This window comes from Pseudomonas syringae (genome assembly GCF_021606685.1).
In the GTDB taxonomy this organism is placed as follows: Bacteria; Pseudomonadota; Gammaproteobacteria; order Pseudomonadales; family Pseudomonadaceae; genus Aquipseudomonas; species Aquipseudomonas syringae_R.
This window is the reverse complement of record NZ_WKCB01000107.1, coordinates 1-16,550: the sequence shown is the minus strand read 5'-3', so window position 1 is coordinate 16,550 and position 16,550 is coordinate 1. Positions and strand designations below refer to the sequence as shown.

The window sequence follows — 16,550 nt, the reverse complement described above, 5'->3', positions numbered from 1 at the left end:
TTACTTTTCTGCACCAAAATGTACTTATTAATAAAAGATACATTATTTCATTGGCGACCTGTTCAGGCAGCCCTCTGGATTTTTTTGCCGTCTACAAAACCACCTATCCCGTGGCTATTGGCGATAAAGCCGAGTGGCGCGCAAAACCCTGCTTAGAGACTGGCACGAAATCTGCCTTTGTAAAATGTACATTTTATTAATATGTACGTTTTGAGGTTTGTGCTGATGCTAGACGCCACTTCAATGGCCGAGGATTTCGCCAGCGGTCGCAGCGACCCGGTACACGCCCTCGACCAGGTACTCGAGCAAGCGAGTCGTTCGGCCGGTGTGTTCATTGCCCTGACGCCCGAGCGTGCGCGTCGCGAAGCCCAGGCGTCCGCCGCGCGCTGGCAGGCCGGGCAACCCCTGAGCGTGTTCGATGGTGTGCCGCTGGCCTGGAAAGACCTGTTCGACGTGGCCGGCAGCATCACCACCGCTGGCGCCGCCTACCGCCGCAATGCACCCGCCGCCTTGCTGGACGCGCCGAGCGTGGGCCTGTTGTGCCGCGCCGGGATGGTCAGCGTGGGCAAAACCAACCTCAGCGAGCTGGCGTATTCGGGCCTGGGCCTGAACCCGCATTTCGGCACGCCGCATAACCCTCACGGGCATGATCAGCCGCGCATTCCCGGTGGCTCGTCGTCCGGTTCGGCCGTGGCCGTCGCCGCTGGCATTGTGCCGATTGCCATGGGCACCGACACCGCCGGCTCCATCCGCATTCCGGCCGCGCTCAACGGCCTGGTGGGTTACCGCAGCAGCAGCCGACGCTACAGCCGTGACGGCGTGTTCCCGCTTTCGCACACCCTCGACAGCCTTGGCCCGCTGACCCACAGCGTGCGCGACGCGCTGGCCATCGACGACCTGCTCAACGGCCGTGCCCAGCGCCATCGTGCACGCAGCCTCAACGGGCAGCGCTTTGTGCTGGAGCAGGGCGCGTTGGAAGGCATCGAGCCTGCCGTACGCAATAACCTGCTGCGCGCCGTCGACCAGCTCAAGGCCGCCGGTGCGTTGATCGAGGTGCGCCCCTGCGCTACCTTCCAGGCCACCCTCGACCTGATCAAACACCACGGCTGGCTCGGCGCGTTCGAAGCCTTCGCCCTGCATGAAGCCTTGCTCGACAGCCCTGACGCGCAGCAACTCGACCCGCGCGTACGCCGTCGCCTCGAAGCCGCACGCAATCTGCCGGCCAGCCAATTGCTGCACCTCACCGACGCGCGTCGTCGCCTGCAGCACCAACTGATCGACGACCTCGACGGCGCCGTGCTGATCACCCCGACGGTGGCTCACGTCGCCCCGGCCCTGGCCGCACTGCAAGCCGACGACGACCTGTTCGTCAGCACCAACCTCGCCACCCTGCGCCTGACCATGCCCGGCAGCTTGCTCGACATGCCCGGCGTGAGCCTGCCCAGCGGCCGCGATGCCCTGGGCCTGCCAACCGGGCTGCTGCTCAGCGCCCCGACGGGAGAAGACGCGCGCCTGTTGCGCGCGGCCCTGTCCGTCGAATCCGTACTTAACGTTTAAGGAGACACACCATGGCTAAAGACATCCTTTGTGCATTTGGCGTTGACGTAGACGCCGTCGCCGGCTGGCTCGGTTCCTACGGCGGCGAAGACTCGCCCGATGACATCTCCCGCGGCTTGTTCGCCGGTGAAATCGGCGCGCCGCGCCTGCTCAAACTGTTTGAGCGCTACGGCTTGCGCACCACCTGGTTTATCCCCGGCCACTCGATGGAAACCTTCCCCGAGCAGATGAAGGCCGTGGCCGACGCCGGCCACGAAATCGGCGTGCACGGCTACAGCCACGAAAACCCGATTGCGATGACCGCCGAGCAGGAAGAAATCGTCCTCGATAAATCCATCGAGCTGATCACTCAGGTCACCGGCAAACGCCCCACCGGTTACGTCGCGCCGTGGTGGGAATTCAGCAAGGTCACCAACGAGCTGCTGCTGAAAAAAGGCATCAAGTACGACCACAGCCTGATGCACAACGACTTCCACCCCTACTACGTCCGCAAGGGCGACAGCTGGACCAAGATCGACTACAGCCAGCACCCCGACACCTGGATGAAACCCTTGGTGCGCGGCGAAGAAACCGACCTGGTGGAGATCCCGGCCAACTGGTACCTCGACGACCTGCCGCCGATGATGTTCATCAAAAAGGCGCCCAACAGCCACGGTTTCGTCAACCCGCGTCACCTTGAAGAAATGTGGCGCGACCAGTTCGACTGGGTCTACCGCGAGCACGAACACGCGGTGTTCACCATGACCATCCACCCCGACGTGTCCGGTCGCCCGCAAGTGCTGCTGATGCTCGAGCGCTTGATCGAGCACATCCAGAGCCATGCCGGCGTGCGCTTCGTCACCTTCGACGAAATCGCCGACGACTTTATCCGCCGCCAACCCCGTTCCTGACCTTTTGCTCCCACCCTTGAGGCGCGATCTATGTCCATCTATAACAAGCTTGACCTGACTGGCTGGAAACCCCGGCAACTGAGCTCCAAGGAGGTGCGTTTCGCCACCTGGATCGCGTTTTTCGCCTGGGTATTTGCGGTGTACGACTTCATCCTGTTCGGCACCTTGCTGCCGGAGATCGGCCGGCACTTTGGCTGGGGTGAGGTGGAGCAAGCCGAGATCGCGACCTGGGTGGCGGTGGGCACGGCGGTGGTCGCGTTTGCCATTGGCCCTGTCGTCGACAAATTGGGGCGGCGCAAAGGGATTATTTTCACCGTGGCCGGTTCGGCACTGTGTTCGGCGCTGACCGCGATTGGCGGGGCGTGGGGCAAGTCGCCGCTGATTTTGATCCGTTCGCTGGGTGGCCTGGGCTATGCCGAGGAAACCGTCAACGCCACGTATCTGAGCGAGCTGTACGGCGCCTCCGAAGACCCGCGGCTGACCAAGCGGCGCGGTTTCATCTACAGCCTGGTGCAGGGCGGCTGGCCGGTCGGTGCGTTGATCGCCGCCGGGTTGACCGCGCTGCTGCTGCCGATCATCGGCTGGCAGGGCTGCTTCATCTTCGCCGCGATCCCGGCGGTGGTGATTGCGATCATGGCGCGCAAGCTCAAGGAGAGCCCGCAGTTCCAGATCCACCAGCGCATCAGCCAACTGCGTAAAAGCGGCGCGGTGAAAGAAGCGCAGAACGTCGCCGTGACCTATGGCGTGGACTACGACGAACACAGCAAGGCCGGTTTGAAAGCCGCCTTCCGTGGCCCGGCGCGCCGCGCCACGCTGGTGATCGGCGCCGCGCTGCTGCTCAACTGGGCGGCGATCCAGGTGTTCAGTGTGTTGGGCACCTCGGTGATCGTCAGCGTGCACCACATCTCGTTCGAGAACTCGCTGATCATCCTCGTGCTGTCGAACCTGGTGGGTTACTGCGGTTACCTCAGCCACGGTTGGATGGGCGACAAGATCGGCCGTCGTAACGTTATCGGCCTGGGCTGGATGCTCGGCGGGTTGTCTTTTGCCGGGATGCTGTTTGGCCCGAGCAATATGCCGATGGTGGTCGGGCTGTACAGCCTGGGCCTGTTCTTCCTGATCGGGCCGTACTCGGCGGCGCTGTTTTTTATCAGCGAGAGTTTCCCCACCAGCATCCGCGCCACTGGCGGCGCGATCATCCACGCCATGGGCCCGATCGGCGCAGTGGTTGCAGGTTTTGGTGCCACCCAAGTGTTGTCCGCCGGCAGCGACTGGCAGACCGCCGCGCTGTGGTTTGGCGCCGTGCCGTGCTTTTTGTCCGGCGTCCTGATGTTTGCCGCACGCCATGTGCGTCCGGAAACCGTTCAGTAAGGAGTGAGTGATGAGCCGTAAAGTTGCCTTGATCACCGGTGCCGCCAGCGGCATCGGCCAAGCCCTCGCCGTCGCCTACGCGCGAGTGGGTGTGGCGGTGGTGGGCGGGTATTACCCGGCCGACCCGCATGACCCGCACACCACCGTTGCCTTGGTGCAAGAGGCCGGTGGCGAGTGCCTGATGCTGCCCTTGGACGTGGGCGATACCGCCTCGGTGGATGCCTTGGCCGCCCAGGCCGTGGAGCATTTCGGCCGCCTCGATTACGCCGTGGCCAACGCCGGTTTGTTGCGCCGTGCGCCGTTGCTGGAGATGACGGATGAGCGGTGGAACGAGATGCTCAATGTCGACCTGACGGGGGTGATGCGCACCTTCCGGGCGGCGGCCAGGCACATGGGCGAGGGCGGCGCACTGGTGGCGATTTCGTCGATTGCCGGCGGCGTGTATGGCTGGCAGGAACACAGCCATTACGCGGCAGCCAAGGCCGGTGTGCCGGGGTTGTGCCGCTCGTTGGCGGTGGAATTGGCACCGCTGGGTATCCGTTGCAATGCGGTGATCCCCGGGTTGATCGAGACGCCGCAGTCGCTGGATGCGAAGAACTCGCTGGGGCCGGAAGGCTTGGCGAAGGCGGCGCGGGCGATTCCGTTGGGCCGGGTAGGGCGGGCGGATGAAGTGGCATCGCTGGTGCAGTTCTTGACCAGTGAGGCGTCGAGCTATTTGACCGGGCAGAGCATCGTTATCGACGGTGGGCTGACCGTGCGCTGGCCTGACTGATGTACCCGATCCAAATGTGGGAGGGTGCTTGCCCCCGATGGAAGTGTGTCAGTCACAGGTGTCCTAACTGACACACCGCCATCGGGGGCAAGCCCCCTCCCACATTGGAATTGTGTTTGTCTGTGGAGAATTGATATGCCCCAACTCACTCATCGCCGCGCTGTGATCACCGGCGCCGGCAGCGGTATCGGTGCCGCCATCGCCCGTGCCTACGCCGCTGAAGGCGCGCGCTTGGTGCTGGCCGACCGCAACGCCGCGAGCCTTGCCGAAACCGCCATCACCTGCCGCAACCTCGGTGCCGAGGTGTTCGAATGCCTGGCCGATGTCGGCACCGTCGAAGGTGCCCAGGCCAGTGTCGACCGCTGCGTCGAGCAGTTCGGCGGTATTGATATCCTGGTCAACAATGCCGGCATGCTCACGCAGGCGCGTTGCGTCGACCTGTCCATTGAAATGTGGAACGACATGCTGCGCGTTGACCTCACCAGTGTGTTCGTCGCCAGCCAGCGCGCCTTGCCGCACATGCTCGCGCAGCGTTGGGGGCGGATTATCAATGTCGCCTCGCAACTGGGCATCAAGGGCGGCGCCGAACTGACCCACTACGCCGCCGCCAAGGCCGGGGTGATCGGTTTTACCAAGTCACTCGCGCTGGAAGTGGCCAAGGACAACGTACTGGTCAACGCCATCGCCCCCGGCCCGATCGAGACGCCGTTGGTGGGCGGCATCAGTGATGACTGGAAGCGTGCCAAGGCCAAGGAACTGCCCCTGGGCCGCTTCGGCCTGGCGGACGAAGTGGCACCGGTTGCGGTGCTGCTGGCCAGCGAGCCGGGCGGCAACCTGTTCGTCGGCCAGACCTTGGGCCCGAACTCCGGCGATGTCATGCCATGAGTGAGGTGTAGCCATGTGCGGACTCTGCGGATTGCTCGGCGAAGACCTGCACTGGAGCGACCCCCTGGGCGACGAACTGCCCAGGCGCCGCGAGCGCCTGCGCCGGATTGCGGCGATCAACCAGGTGCTGGCGGTATTCCGGCTCAAGGTCGAAGACTTCCAGGGCGCGTCGTATTTGCTCTTGGGCGCCACCGGGAAGCAAGAGCTGGCGAGCGGTCTGGATCAACTCTGGCAAGCCGCCGAGACCATGCTCGGCCGCCCGTTGGACCCTCTCGATCCGCAACTACTCGACCATCTTGAACGCTGAACCCGCCCTCTGTGGCGAGGGAGGTTGCTCCCGTTGGAGCGGGCTGGCGCTGAAGCGCTCCCCGCTTTTTGGGGCCGCTTCGCAGCCCAACGGGAGCAAGCTCCCTCGCCACACAAGCAGCTACGGAGCCCCCCTATGAGCATCGCCCTTAATGTCATCACCGGCTTCCTCGGCAGCGGCAAAACCACGTTGCTCAAGCGCCTGCTGCAAGGCGAAAGCCTGGGCGATACGGCATTGTTGATCAACGAGTTCGGCGATGTCGGCATCGACCATCTATTGGTCGAAGAGGTGGCGCCGAACACCGTATTGCTGCCCAGTGGCTGCATCTGTTGCTCTATTCGTGGCGAGCTGAAAGACGCGCTGCTCGGCCTGCTGCAGCGCCGTGAGCGCGGTGAAATCCCCGCGTTCAAGCGGGTGATCCTGGAGACCACCGGCCTGGCCGACCCGGCGCCGATCCTTGCGACCTTGAACAACGACGTGCAACTGCGCGGGCGCTTTCATATTGGCCTGGTGATCACCCTGGTCGACGCCAGCCATGCCGCCCTGCAAGAGCGCTTGCACCCGGAATGGCTGGCGCAGGTGGCGGCGGCCGATCGCCTGTTGCTGAGCAAGACCGACCTTGAGGGCGATTGCACGGCGCTGCGTGCGCACCTGCAGGCACTGAACGCCGGCACGCCGATCCTCAATACCCAGGACATCCACAGCGGTGACCAGCTGCTGCTCGGCGAAGGCTTGCGCAGTGCCGAACCGGCTGTGGAGGTCAGCCGCTGGCAACTGCATCAGGCCACCAGCGTCACCCACGGCGCGGCGCAGGTGTGCAGCCTGACCTTCGACCAGCCGCTGGATTGGGTGGGTTTCGGGGTGTGGTTGTCGATGCTGTTAAGATGCCACGGCGAACGAATCCTTCGTGTCAAAGGACTGCTCAACGTGAACGCCAGTAACGCCCCCATCGTCATTCATGGCGTGCAGCATTGCCTGCACGCCCCGGTGCACTTGCCTGCGTGGCCGGGCAGCGACCGCCAATCGCGCCTGGTCTTTATCCTGCGCGGCCTCGACCCCGACTTGCTGCGCCGCTCATTTGATGTGTTCTCGCGACGGTTCGCGGCATGATTACACTGCGCGTCCTCGGCACCTCGGTGACCTTGTTGGAATGCTTGCGCGTACGCGCCGAACAGGAGCTGGGCATTCGCCTGGTGTACCAGGTACACGACGTTGAACAGGCCCAGCGCATCGCGGTGATGCAGCCCGACAGCTACGACCTCTACGACCAGTGGTTCCACAACGTCGACTTCGTGTGGCCGGCGCGGGCGATCCAGCCCATCGACACGCGGCGTATCGCGCTGTGGCACGAGATCAACGACCTGCCCAAGCGCGGTCGCTTGTCGCCCGCCGACCGTCTGGGCAGCGGCAGTGTGCCCAGCGAGCGGCTGTTCGTGCAGCACGACGGCAGCCTCGGCAGCACGGTCACCGAACGTATCAGCATGCTGCCCCTGACCCACAACGCCGACAGTTTCGCCTACCGCCCCGAACGCCTGCCCGACGGGTTTAGCCACGGCAATGAAAGTTGGGGTTGGCTCCTCGACCCCGCGTGGCGCGCGCGCACCGCGCTGCAAAGCGACGCTGCCATCGGTGCGCTGGATGCCGCGCTGGCGGTGCAGGGCGCCGGGCTGGCGAGTTTCAAGGACATCGGCAATATGAGCATCGAAGAGATCGATGTGCTGGCCGATATTCTCGTGCGCAAACAGAAGGAAGGGCACTTTGCGGCGTTCTGGTCGGATGACGAAGAAGCGGCGCAACTGATGCTCAGCCCGAGCATTGATATTCAGAGTTTGTGGTCGCCGACGTTGATGCGCTTGCATCGGGCTGGGGTGAAGTATCGTCTGGCGGTGCCCCGTGAAGGGTATCGCGCCTGGTTTGGTGGGTTGTCCTTGTCGCGGCATGCCCAGGGGCCGGTGTTGGATGCGGCGTATGCGTATCTGAATTGGTGGCTGTCCGGCTGGCCGGGGGCGGTGATGGCGCGGCAGGGGTATTACATCGGCAACCCGGCGCGTAGTCGGGATCACCTTAGCCGCGCGGAGTGGGATTACTGGTATGCCGGTCAGCCTGCGCGGGAGGAGTTGCTGGGGAGTGATGGGTTGCCCCTGATTGAGATCGGGGAGGTGCGGGATGGGGGGTCTTATGAGCAGCGCATGGGGCACATTGCTGTGTGGAATTCGGTGATGGATGAGCACAACTATCTGGTGCGCAGGTGGGGGGATTTTATGCGGGCTCGGGGTGTTTGACGGGGGTATATCCGTTGCTGCGGTAACGGCTGCTTATGGTTCCGCTCTTACAGCGGGTCACTTTTTGAAGAGCGCAAAAAGTAACCAAAAACGCTTCGCCCCAACACTCGGCACCTCGCCTGCGGCTCGGTGTGCCCTCACTCCGGCTTGAATCCGTGGGCCGCCGCGATGGGCCATCCATGGCCCAGCGCGGCTAACCCGGCGTCCTGCCGGGTTGCCCACGGATTCAAGCCTGCGTTCGGCCAGCGTGTTTTTATGGGGCGCCTAAGATCAAGATCACGATCAAAAGCTTCAGATCAAAAGATCGCTGACTTCGTCAGCGGTAAGGATGTAAGGGCCGGATCAAAAACAAAGCCAAGCGAGGCGGCCTGACAGCTGGCCTGATCGTTGAAGCCGTACTCGGTTCAAATGTGGGAGGGGGCTTGCTCCCGATAGCGGTGGGGCAGTCACAGATGCATTGGCTGACACACCGCTATCGGGAGCAAGCCCCCTCCCACATTTTGACGGCAATCAACAGACGTAACGCCGGTTGGGTCCAAGCCCGCCAAGCCCGCCCACAACGCGCGTTTTTGCTCTACACCACTCAGGCCGGCTGTCAGGCCGCAAGGATGTAAGGCCAGATCAAAAACAAAGCGAGGCGGCCTGACAGCTGGCCTGATCGTTGAAGCCGTACTCGGTTTAAATGTGGGAGGGGGCTTGCTCCCGATAGCGGTGGGGCAGTCACAAATGCATTGGCTGACACACTGCTATCGGGAGCAAGCCCCCTCCCACATTTTGACCGCATTCAAAAGGCGTAACTCCGGTCAGATCCAAGGCCGCCAAGCCAGCCCACAACCCGCGCTTTTGCTCTACACCACTCAGGCCGGCTGTCAGGCCGCCGTGCTCTGCTTTTGATCTGCTTTTGATCTTGATCTGAGGCGCCCCATTAACCACGCTGGCCGCACGCGGGCTTGAATCCGTGGGTAACCCGGCAGGACGCCGGGTTAGCCGCGCTGGGCCAAGGATGGCCCATCGCGGCGGCCCACGGATTCAAGTCTGCGTGCGGGCACACCGAGCCGGAGGCGAGGTGCCGAGTGGTGGGGCAAGAGCCTTTTGGTTACTTTTGGGCTCTTTTCAAAAGTGACCCGCTGTAAGAGCGGAACCCTAGGTAGCCGTCACCCAAAATCCGGATATACCCCCCAAGCCAACCCTCCGCCGCCAACAAAATGACACCAATCTCCCCAATTTTATTATGTGCACTCACCCAATCCCCCAGCTAATCTCCTAAAACCCACTATCCATTAAAAATGGATATTTTTTTGACACAAAGTCTGCAGTCGCCAGGAATGCATATGACAAAGGGGCCTAATGGCAGAGAACGGCGAACACTGCCAGAGGGCACTGCAATGAGGTGGCGCCACACGTTCCAAACCCGCATCGCCGGCGTACTCGCCCTGCTGCTACTGGCCGTCGTCTGCGCCACGTATTTCGCCGTCAAGGGCGCCACCTCCCGCGCCGTGGAAAACCAGGCCCAAGTCCAACTCAAAACCGGCAGCCAGGTATTCGAACGCCTGATCGACCTGCGTGGCCGCCGCCTGCAATACGGCCTCGACTGGCTGACCGCCGATGGCCCGTTCAAACAGGCCGTGGCTGGCGGCCAGACCGTGCCGATCCTGGCCGCGTTGCGTCGCCATGGCACCGGCATCCGCGCCAGTGAAGTGTTCGTGTTGGGCCTGGACGGCAAAGTCATGGTCAGCACCTTGCCTCTCCTCACGCGCGGTCAACATTTCCCTTATGACGCCGCCCTGCGCCACGCACGGCGTAATGGCCTGCAAATGCTGATCGTGGCCATGGACGGCCGCCCCTACTTGCTGGTGCAGGACGAAGTGCTCGACCCGCTACCCATTGCGCGGGTGGTCATGGGCGTTCCCATGGACAAGCTGTTCGCCCATGAACTGCGCTCCATGACCAACCTGGAGGTGTCATTTCTCAGCATGCAAAACGGCACGCCCGGCGCGCTCTTCAGCACCCAGCCAGACGCCTACCAGGCCGGCACCCTCGGCCTGCTGCGCGAGGGGCGGCTCAACCCCGAGCCGCAGATTCATCTGTTCTACGGCGAGCGCGTACTCAGCCAGGTGGTGCCGTTGGCTAACACGGGTGACGGCGATGAAGTGCGGGTGTTGCTGCAAAGCCCACTGGACCACGCCCTGGAATCCTTCGCGCCGCTCGACCGGCAGTTCCTCGGGATTGCCCTGGCGGTGCTGGTGGTGTCGCTGGCCGGCGCGCTGTTCCTGGCACGCCGCGTGTCGCGCCCGCTCAACGCCCTGGTGGAGGCCGCCGGGCGCATCGGTTCGGGTGACTACCGCACGCCGGTGCGGGTGCGCAGCCATGATGAATTCGGCTTGCTGGCCCGCGCCTTCAACGCCATGCAAAGCGGCATCGCGGTGCGCGAGCGGCAATTGGCGCATAACGCCCTGCATGACCCGCTGACCGGCCTGCCCAATCGCGCCTTGGCCATGGAGCGCCTGGGCAGCGCGATCAGCGCGCAACGGCCGGTGGTGTTGCTGTACCTGGGGATCGAGAACTACCGCGCGATCAACGAAGGCTTCGGCCCCCAAGGCGTGGAAGAGATGATGCGTGAGGCCAGCCGCTGCCTGTCCATGAGCCTGTCGGCCAGTGACACGGCGGCGCGCATCACCGGCAGCGAGTTCCTGCTGTTGCTGGAAAACACCGAGATCGACCGCGCCGTGGCGCGTGCCGACCGCCTCTATGCGTTACTCACCGAACCCCAGCGCATCGGCAATGACGAGTTGCGCCACGAAGTGAGCATCGGCATCGCCGCATACCCCGCCGACGGCCAGCAGGTCGAAGAGTTAATCAGCCGCGCCGCCATCGCCCGTCATGACGCCGCAGCGCTGCCGGGCTACCTGCAGATCTACGAGCAGGACCGCGACTTGGCGCACCAGCGCCAGATCACCCTGATCCGCGACTTGCGCCGTGCCGCCGCTGAAGGTGAGTTGTACCTGTGCTACCAGCCCAAACTCGACCTCAAGCACGGCCATGTACTCCAGGCCGAAGCGCTGTTGCGCTGGCAGCATCCGACGCTGGGGCTGGTGTCGCCCGCCGAATTCATCCCCTTGGCCGAGCGCACCGGCAGCATGGGCGGCCTGACGCTGTGGGTGATCGAAGAGGCCATCCGCCAGATCGGCGAGTGGGGGCAGCGCGGCATGCACATTCAGTTGTCGGTGAATATCTCGGTGGACGACCTGGCCGATGATGACCTGGCGATTCGCGTCACCACGTTGCTCGCGCACTACCGTGTGCAGGCTCAGCAGCTGATTTTCGAGATCACCGAAAGCGCGATCATGCACAACCCGCAACAGGCCCTCAGTGTGCTGGAGCAATTGCGCGGCTGCGGCATCAGCTTGTCGGTGGATGACTTCGGCACCGGCTATTCGTCCCTGGCGCAACTGCAGCGCTTGCCGGTGCAGGAATTGAAGATCGACCAGTCTTTTGTGCGCAACCTCAACAGCACCAGCAGCGACGGGGTGATCGTGCGTTCCACCATCGAGATGAGCCACAACCTGGGGCTCAAGGTGGTGGCCGAAGGCGTGGAGTTCGAGCCCAGCCTCAAGCTGCTCAAACAATGGAACTGCGACACCGCCCAGGGTTATCTCATCAGCCGCCCGCTGAACGCCATGGCCTTTGAAATGTGGATGCGGCGCGAGCGTATGCCGGTCTGAAGGCCCCTCAACGATCGACTACAGATTTTTTTCAGGTGGTCGATAACCTCTACAGAGCTTGACCGATTGAATAGGTTTTTACCGACAAACGGTCACGGATCTGTGTTTAATCAGTGATGGCATATTGCCCTATTTGCGGCATCATGACTGCTGTCCCTGTGCCAAGGCTGGCCGCTCTTTTCCTTTTTTGCGGATCTCCTATGCCCCGGATTTTTCATCTTTTCACGCGCGTGATGTTGCTGCTGACAGTGGCAGGGCCCGCTGCGGCCGCCACGCTTGAAGTCGTGATGCAGCAAACCGACGGCAGCCCGGTCGCGGATGCGGTGGTGACCCTGCAAGGCCCGGTCGGCGCGCCCGCAGGCCCGCTCAAGGCCGATATGGACCAACGCGGTCAACGCTTCGCACCCCATGTGTTGGCGGTGCACACCGGCACGCAGGTGCGCTTCCCCAACAGCGATAACATCCGCCACCAGGTGTATTCCTTCTCTAGCGCCAAGCGCTTCGAACTGCGCTTGTACGAAGGCACGCCCACCGCGCCGCTGCTGTTCGACAAGCCCGGCGTGGTGGTGTTGGGCTGCAATATCCATGACTGGATGCTCGGCTACATCTACGTCACCGACGACCCGCGCTTTGGCGTCAGTGACGCTCAGGGCCGAGTGCGCCTGGAGCAACTGCCGCCCGGTAACTACCGCGCCACCCTGTGGCACCCGCAATTGGCGGATATGCAGCCGTTGGATGGCGGCACCTTGCAAGTACCCGCCGCCGGCCTGAGCCACCGTGTGGTGTTGGCCCTGGAGCCTGCGCCGGCGGATCTGCCGCCTACCCCCAGCGCCTTTGGCGATGCCTTCAATCGAGCTGCCCGTGAAACTGCGCAATAGCTTCCAGGCGCGGGTCGCCGGTGTACTGATCCTGCTCTCGCTGGTGGTGATCGGCGCGCTGTATTTCAGCGTCAAGGCTGCGACCCGTTCGGCGGTGCACGGCCAGGCCCTGACGCAGCTGGAAGTGGGCACGCGGGTGTTCGAGCGCTTGCTTGACACGCGCGGCCGACGCCTGGCCGACGGCGTGCAACTGTTGGCCGCTGACTTCGGGTTTCGCGATGCCGTGGCCAGTGGCGATTCGGCGACGATGCGCTCGGTGCTGCTCAACCACGGCAAGCGCATCAACGCCAGCGACATGATCCTGCTGGGCATGGACGGCACAGTCCTCGCCAGTACCCTCGATGAAGTGCCCGAAGGCTCGACCTTCCGCTACGACCAGGCCCTGCGCGAGGCGCGGCGCAATCGCCAGGCGATGCTGATGGTGCCGCTGCAAGGCAAGCCGCACTTGCTGGTGGAAGCCTCGGTGCTGGCGCCGTTGCCGATTGCGCGGGTGGTGATGGGCTTCAGCATGGACGGCGCGTTTGCCGATGAGTTGCGCTCGCTGAGCAACCTCGAAGTGTCGTTCCTGGCGCTGGACCATGAGCGCCCCGGCGAGTTGGTCAGCACCCAGCCACAGGTGCTGCGTGAAAGCATCATCGAGCTGATGCAGGGCGATTCGACACGCCGTGGCGTGTCCACCACCGATCACCTCGAACACAGTTTCCTCAACCAGTCATTGGTGTTGGCCAGTGATGAAAACGGCAAGGTCCTGGCCCTGCTGCAAAGCCCGCTGGATACAGCGATGCAGGCGTTCGTGCCGTTGGACGAGAAGATCCTCGGCATTGCGCTGGTCGCCCTGATCGCTTCGCTGATCGGTGCCTTGCTGCTGGCGCGCACCGTGTCGCGGCCGGTGCAGGCATTGGCGCTGGCGGCGGAGCGCATCGGCCAGGGCGACTACCAGACCCCGGTGGTGCTCAAGCGCAGTGACGAGCTGGGGCGGCTGGCCCACGCGGTCAACTCCATGCAAGGCGGGATCGCCGAGCGCGAACAACAGCTGGCGCACAACGCCCTGCATGATCGCCTCACCGGCCTGCCGAACCGCGCGCTGGCCATGGAGCGCCTGGGCAGTTCGATTGCGCTGCAGCGGCCGATGGCATTGATCTACCTGGGTATCGACAACCTGCGCGCCGCCAGCGAAACCGCCGGGCTGGATGCGGCGGACCACCTGCTGTTGAGCGTCAGCCATCGCCTGCAGGCCACCCTGCGTCCCGGCGATACCCTGGCGCACCTGATCGCCGATGAGTTCCTGCTACTGCTCGAAGGCGCCGGCAGCGAGGAAGCGGTGGGCATGGCCGACAAACTCCAGCAACTGTTGCTGCGCCCCCAGCGCATCAACGGCCATGAGCTGGCGCTGGACTGCCGCTTGGGGATTGCCGCGTACCCGGCCGACGGCGAAAGCCCGCAGACCCTGCTGGAGCGCGCGGCAATTGCGATGAAAGACGCGGCGCAAATGCCTGGCCGCCTGCAAATCTACGAGCAAGGCCGCGACCTTGCACACCGCCGCCAGATCGCCTTGATCCGCGACCTGCGCCACGCGCCCGGGCAGGGCCAGTTGCTGCTGCACTACCAGCCCAAGCTGGATATCCGCCAGGGCCATGTGCGCCAGGCCGAAGCCTTGTTGCGCTGGCAGCACCCGCAGTTCGGCATGGTCTCGCCGGCGGAATTCATCCCCCTGGCCGAGCGCACCGGCAGCATCCAGTTGCTGACCCAATGGGTGATCGAAGAGGGCATCCGCCAGCTGTGCGAATGGAACCGTCGCGGCCTGTACCTGCAGCTCTCGCTGAACATTTCGGCCGACGATTTGCTCGGCGATGAACTGGCCCATCGGGTGTCTGCGCTGTTGCGTCGCTACGGCTTGCCGGCCGAGCAACTGGTGTTCGAGATCACCGAAAGCGCGGTGATGCGCGAGCCGGAAAAAGCCCTCAAGGTCCTGCACCTGCTGCGCGACTGTGGCATCAGCCTGTCGGTGGATGACTTCGGCACCGGGTATTCGTCGCTGGCGCACCTCAAGCGCCTGCCGGTGCAGGAGTTGAAGATCGACCAGTCCTTTGTGCGCAACCTCGATGAAACCAGTGAGGACGCGGTGATCGTGCGTTCCACCATCGAGATGAGCCACAACCTGGGCCTCAAAGTGGTTGCCGAGGGCGTTGAGTACGCCCACAGCCTGCGCTTGCTGGAGCGCTGGCAGTGCGACACGGCGCAGGGTTACCTGATCAGCCGGCCCCTCGGGGCCGAGGCTTTCGAAGCCTGGGTGGCGTTGCCGCTCAGTGCGCAAACTTCCTTGGTTCATTGAGTGGTGGACGTGCGTCTTTTACTGATCGGCTGCCTGGCCGCCTTGACTCTACAAACGAGCCTGGCCGATAACGGCCGCCTGATCGCCACCGGCGGCGCGAGCAGCATCGAGGGCGCGGCCGGTGGCGGCATCACGCCGTGGGCGGTGCTGGCCGGGTACGGCGAACAGCATGAGTGGGGCGCCACGGCATTCGCCACCACGGTCAACCTGCCGGACTATCGGCTCGACGTGGCCGGGCTGGCGCTGGCCTATGACAACCGGGTCGAGCTGTCTTTCGCCCACCAGCGCTTCGACCTGGGCACGCTGGTGCATAAGCTCAACCTGCCAGATGACAATCTCGGCCAGGACGTGCTCGGCCTCAAGGTGCGGCTGTTTGGCGATGTGATCTACGACAGCTTGCCCCAGGTGTCGTTGGGCCTCGAATACAAGCACCAGACCCGGTTTGATATCCCCCAACTGGTCGGCGCCAAGCGCGACAGCGACGTCGAAGGCTACCTCGCCGCCAGCCGCTTGTTCATGGGCGCAGCCTTTGGCTACAACGTGCTGGTCAACGGCAGCCTGCGCTACAGCCGCGCCAATGAAACTGGCTTGCTCGGCTTTGGCGGCGACCGCCGTGACCGCCGCAGCCTGCTCAAGGAAGGCTCGGTGGCACTGCTGCTGAACCCGCGCTGGGCGCTGGGCGTGGAGTACCGCGAGAAGCCCGACAACCTGTCTTTCGCCGGCGAAAGCGATTGGGCGGATGTGTTTGTCGCTTACTTTCCCAACAAGCATGTGTCGTTTGTTCTCGCCTACGCACGGCTTGGCGAAATTGCCACGCTGGATAACCAGAACGGCACTTACCTGTCCGTGCAGGGGAGTTTCTGATGCGTTTTTTACCGGTGGTGTTTGCCGTACTGCTGCTTAGCGCTTGTGCTCAGCAGCCGGCCAGGGATGACAGCCTGTACCGCGACCTTGGGGCTATGCCGGGTATCACCCGCATCGTTGAAGGCATGTTGCTCAACATTGCTCGGGATGAGCGGATTGTTGATCGCTTTCGGCGGGTGGATATCCAGCGGTTGCGTAACAAGTTGATTGAACAGTTTTGTGTGGAAGCGGGTGGGCCGTGTACCTATACCGGGGATAGCATGGCTGAGAGTCACAAGGGGCAGAATGTGAGCCGCAGTGACTTTAATGCGTTGGTTGAGGATTTGATCAAGGCGATGGACAGTGAGGGGGTTGCGGTGCCGGTGCAGAATCGGTTGATTGCGAGGTTGGCTGTGATGCGGGGGGAGGTGATTGAGCGTTGAGTTGTTGGCTAGGTTTTGTGTGTATATCCGTTGTTGGGGGATGGCTGATATGGGTTCCGCCCTTACGGCGGGTCACTTTTGGAAAAGAGCCCCAAAAGTAACCAAAAGGGCTCTTGCCCCAACACTCGGCACCTCGCTCACGCTCGGTGTGCCCTCACTCCGGCTTGAATCCGTGGGCCGCCGCGATGGGCCATCCTTGGCCCAGCGCGGCTAACCCGGCGTCCTGCCGGGTTACCCACGGATTCAAGCCTGCGTTCGGCCAGCGTGT

At 63.4% G+C, this 16,550-nt stretch carries 14 protein-coding genes; all 14 read left to right on the top strand.

Features of this window, described 5'->3' with window-relative positions; genetic code table 11:
• Positions 1 to 200 (top strand): hypothetical protein (locus GIW02_RS25215; RefSeq protein WP_236422161.1); only part of this gene is annotated, 200 nt, incomplete at its 5' end.
• A 25-nt stretch (positions 201 to 225) separates the two neighbouring features.
• Positions 226 to 1,557, top strand: coding sequence for an amidase (locus GIW02_RS25210; protein WP_236419391.1), 1,332 nt, complete (start codon positions 226 to 228; stop codon positions 1,555 to 1,557).
• 11 nt (positions 1,558 to 1,568) lie between these two features.
• The gene (locus GIW02_RS25205) at positions 1,569 to 2,447 is read left to right on the top strand and encodes a polysaccharide deacetylase family protein (RefSeq protein WP_053254585.1); all 879 of its coding nucleotides are present in this window, start codon (positions 1,569 to 1,571) and stop codon (positions 2,445 to 2,447) included.
• 30 nt (positions 2,448 to 2,477) lie between these two features.
• Positions 2,478 to 3,818 carry an MFS transporter gene (locus GIW02_RS25200; protein ID WP_236419392.1) on the top strand — a complete coding sequence of 447 codons (1,341 nt, stop codon included), beginning with the start codon at positions 2,478 to 2,480 and terminating at the stop codon, positions 3,816 to 3,818.
• Between the two features lie 10 nt (positions 3,819 to 3,828).
• Entirely contained in the window at positions 3,829 to 4,590 is a 762-nt protein-coding gene (locus GIW02_RS25195) for an SDR family oxidoreductase (RefSeq protein WP_236422160.1), read from the top strand.
• A gap of 135 nt (positions 4,591 to 4,725) precedes the next feature.
• Positions 4,726 to 5,475, top strand: a complete 750-nt coding sequence (locus GIW02_RS25190; RefSeq protein WP_236419764.1) for an SDR family NAD(P)-dependent oxidoreductase — start codon at positions 4,726 to 4,728, stop codon at positions 5,473 to 5,475.
• A gap of 13 nt (positions 5,476 to 5,488) precedes the next feature.
• Positions 5,489 to 5,782, top strand: coding sequence for a hypothetical protein (locus GIW02_RS25185; protein ID WP_236419766.1), 294 nt, complete (start codon positions 5,489 to 5,491; stop codon positions 5,780 to 5,782).
• A gap of 135 nt (positions 5,783 to 5,917) precedes the next feature.
• Positions 5,918 to 6,892, top strand: coding sequence for a CobW family GTP-binding protein (locus tag GIW02_RS25180; protein ID WP_236419768.1), 975 nt, complete (start codon positions 5,918 to 5,920; stop codon positions 6,890 to 6,892).
• On the top strand, positions 6,889 to 8,064 hold the full coding sequence (locus GIW02_RS25175) for an extracellular solute-binding protein (protein ID WP_236419770.1): 1,176 nt from the start codon (positions 6,889 to 6,891) through the stop codon (positions 8,062 to 8,064). Before GIW02_RS25180 ends, GIW02_RS25175 begins: the two co-directional genes overlap by 4 nt.
• A gap of 1,385 nt (positions 8,065 to 9,449) precedes the next feature.
• Entirely contained in the window at positions 9,450 to 11,786 is a 2,337-nt protein-coding gene (locus tag GIW02_RS25170) for a bifunctional diguanylate cyclase/phosphodiesterase (protein WP_236419095.1), read from the top strand.
• A 200-nt stretch (positions 11,787 to 11,986) separates the two neighbouring features.
• Positions 11,987 to 12,664 (top strand): methylamine utilization protein, encoded by a 678-nt coding sequence (locus GIW02_RS25165; protein WP_456361681.1) that lies wholly within the window; start codon positions 11,987 to 11,989, stop codon positions 12,662 to 12,664.
• Positions 12,648 to 14,996 (top strand): EAL domain-containing protein, encoded by a 2,349-nt coding sequence (locus GIW02_RS25160; RefSeq protein ID WP_236419093.1) that lies wholly within the window; start codon positions 12,648 to 12,650, stop codon positions 14,994 to 14,996. The genes GIW02_RS25165 and GIW02_RS25160 overlap by 17 nt, the downstream gene beginning before the upstream one ends.
• Positions 14,997 to 15,005: 9 nt before the next feature.
• Positions 15,006 to 15,860 (top strand): DUF3034 family protein, encoded by an 855-nt coding sequence (locus tag GIW02_RS25155; protein WP_236419092.1) that lies wholly within the window; start codon positions 15,006 to 15,008, stop codon positions 15,858 to 15,860.
• Positions 15,860 to 16,282, top strand: a complete 423-nt coding sequence (locus GIW02_RS25150; protein ID WP_236419091.1) for a group I truncated hemoglobin — start codon at positions 15,860 to 15,862, stop codon at positions 16,280 to 16,282. The genes GIW02_RS25155 and GIW02_RS25150 overlap by 1 nt, the downstream gene beginning before the upstream one ends.
• Positions 16,283 to 16,550: the final 268 nt, after the last annotated feature.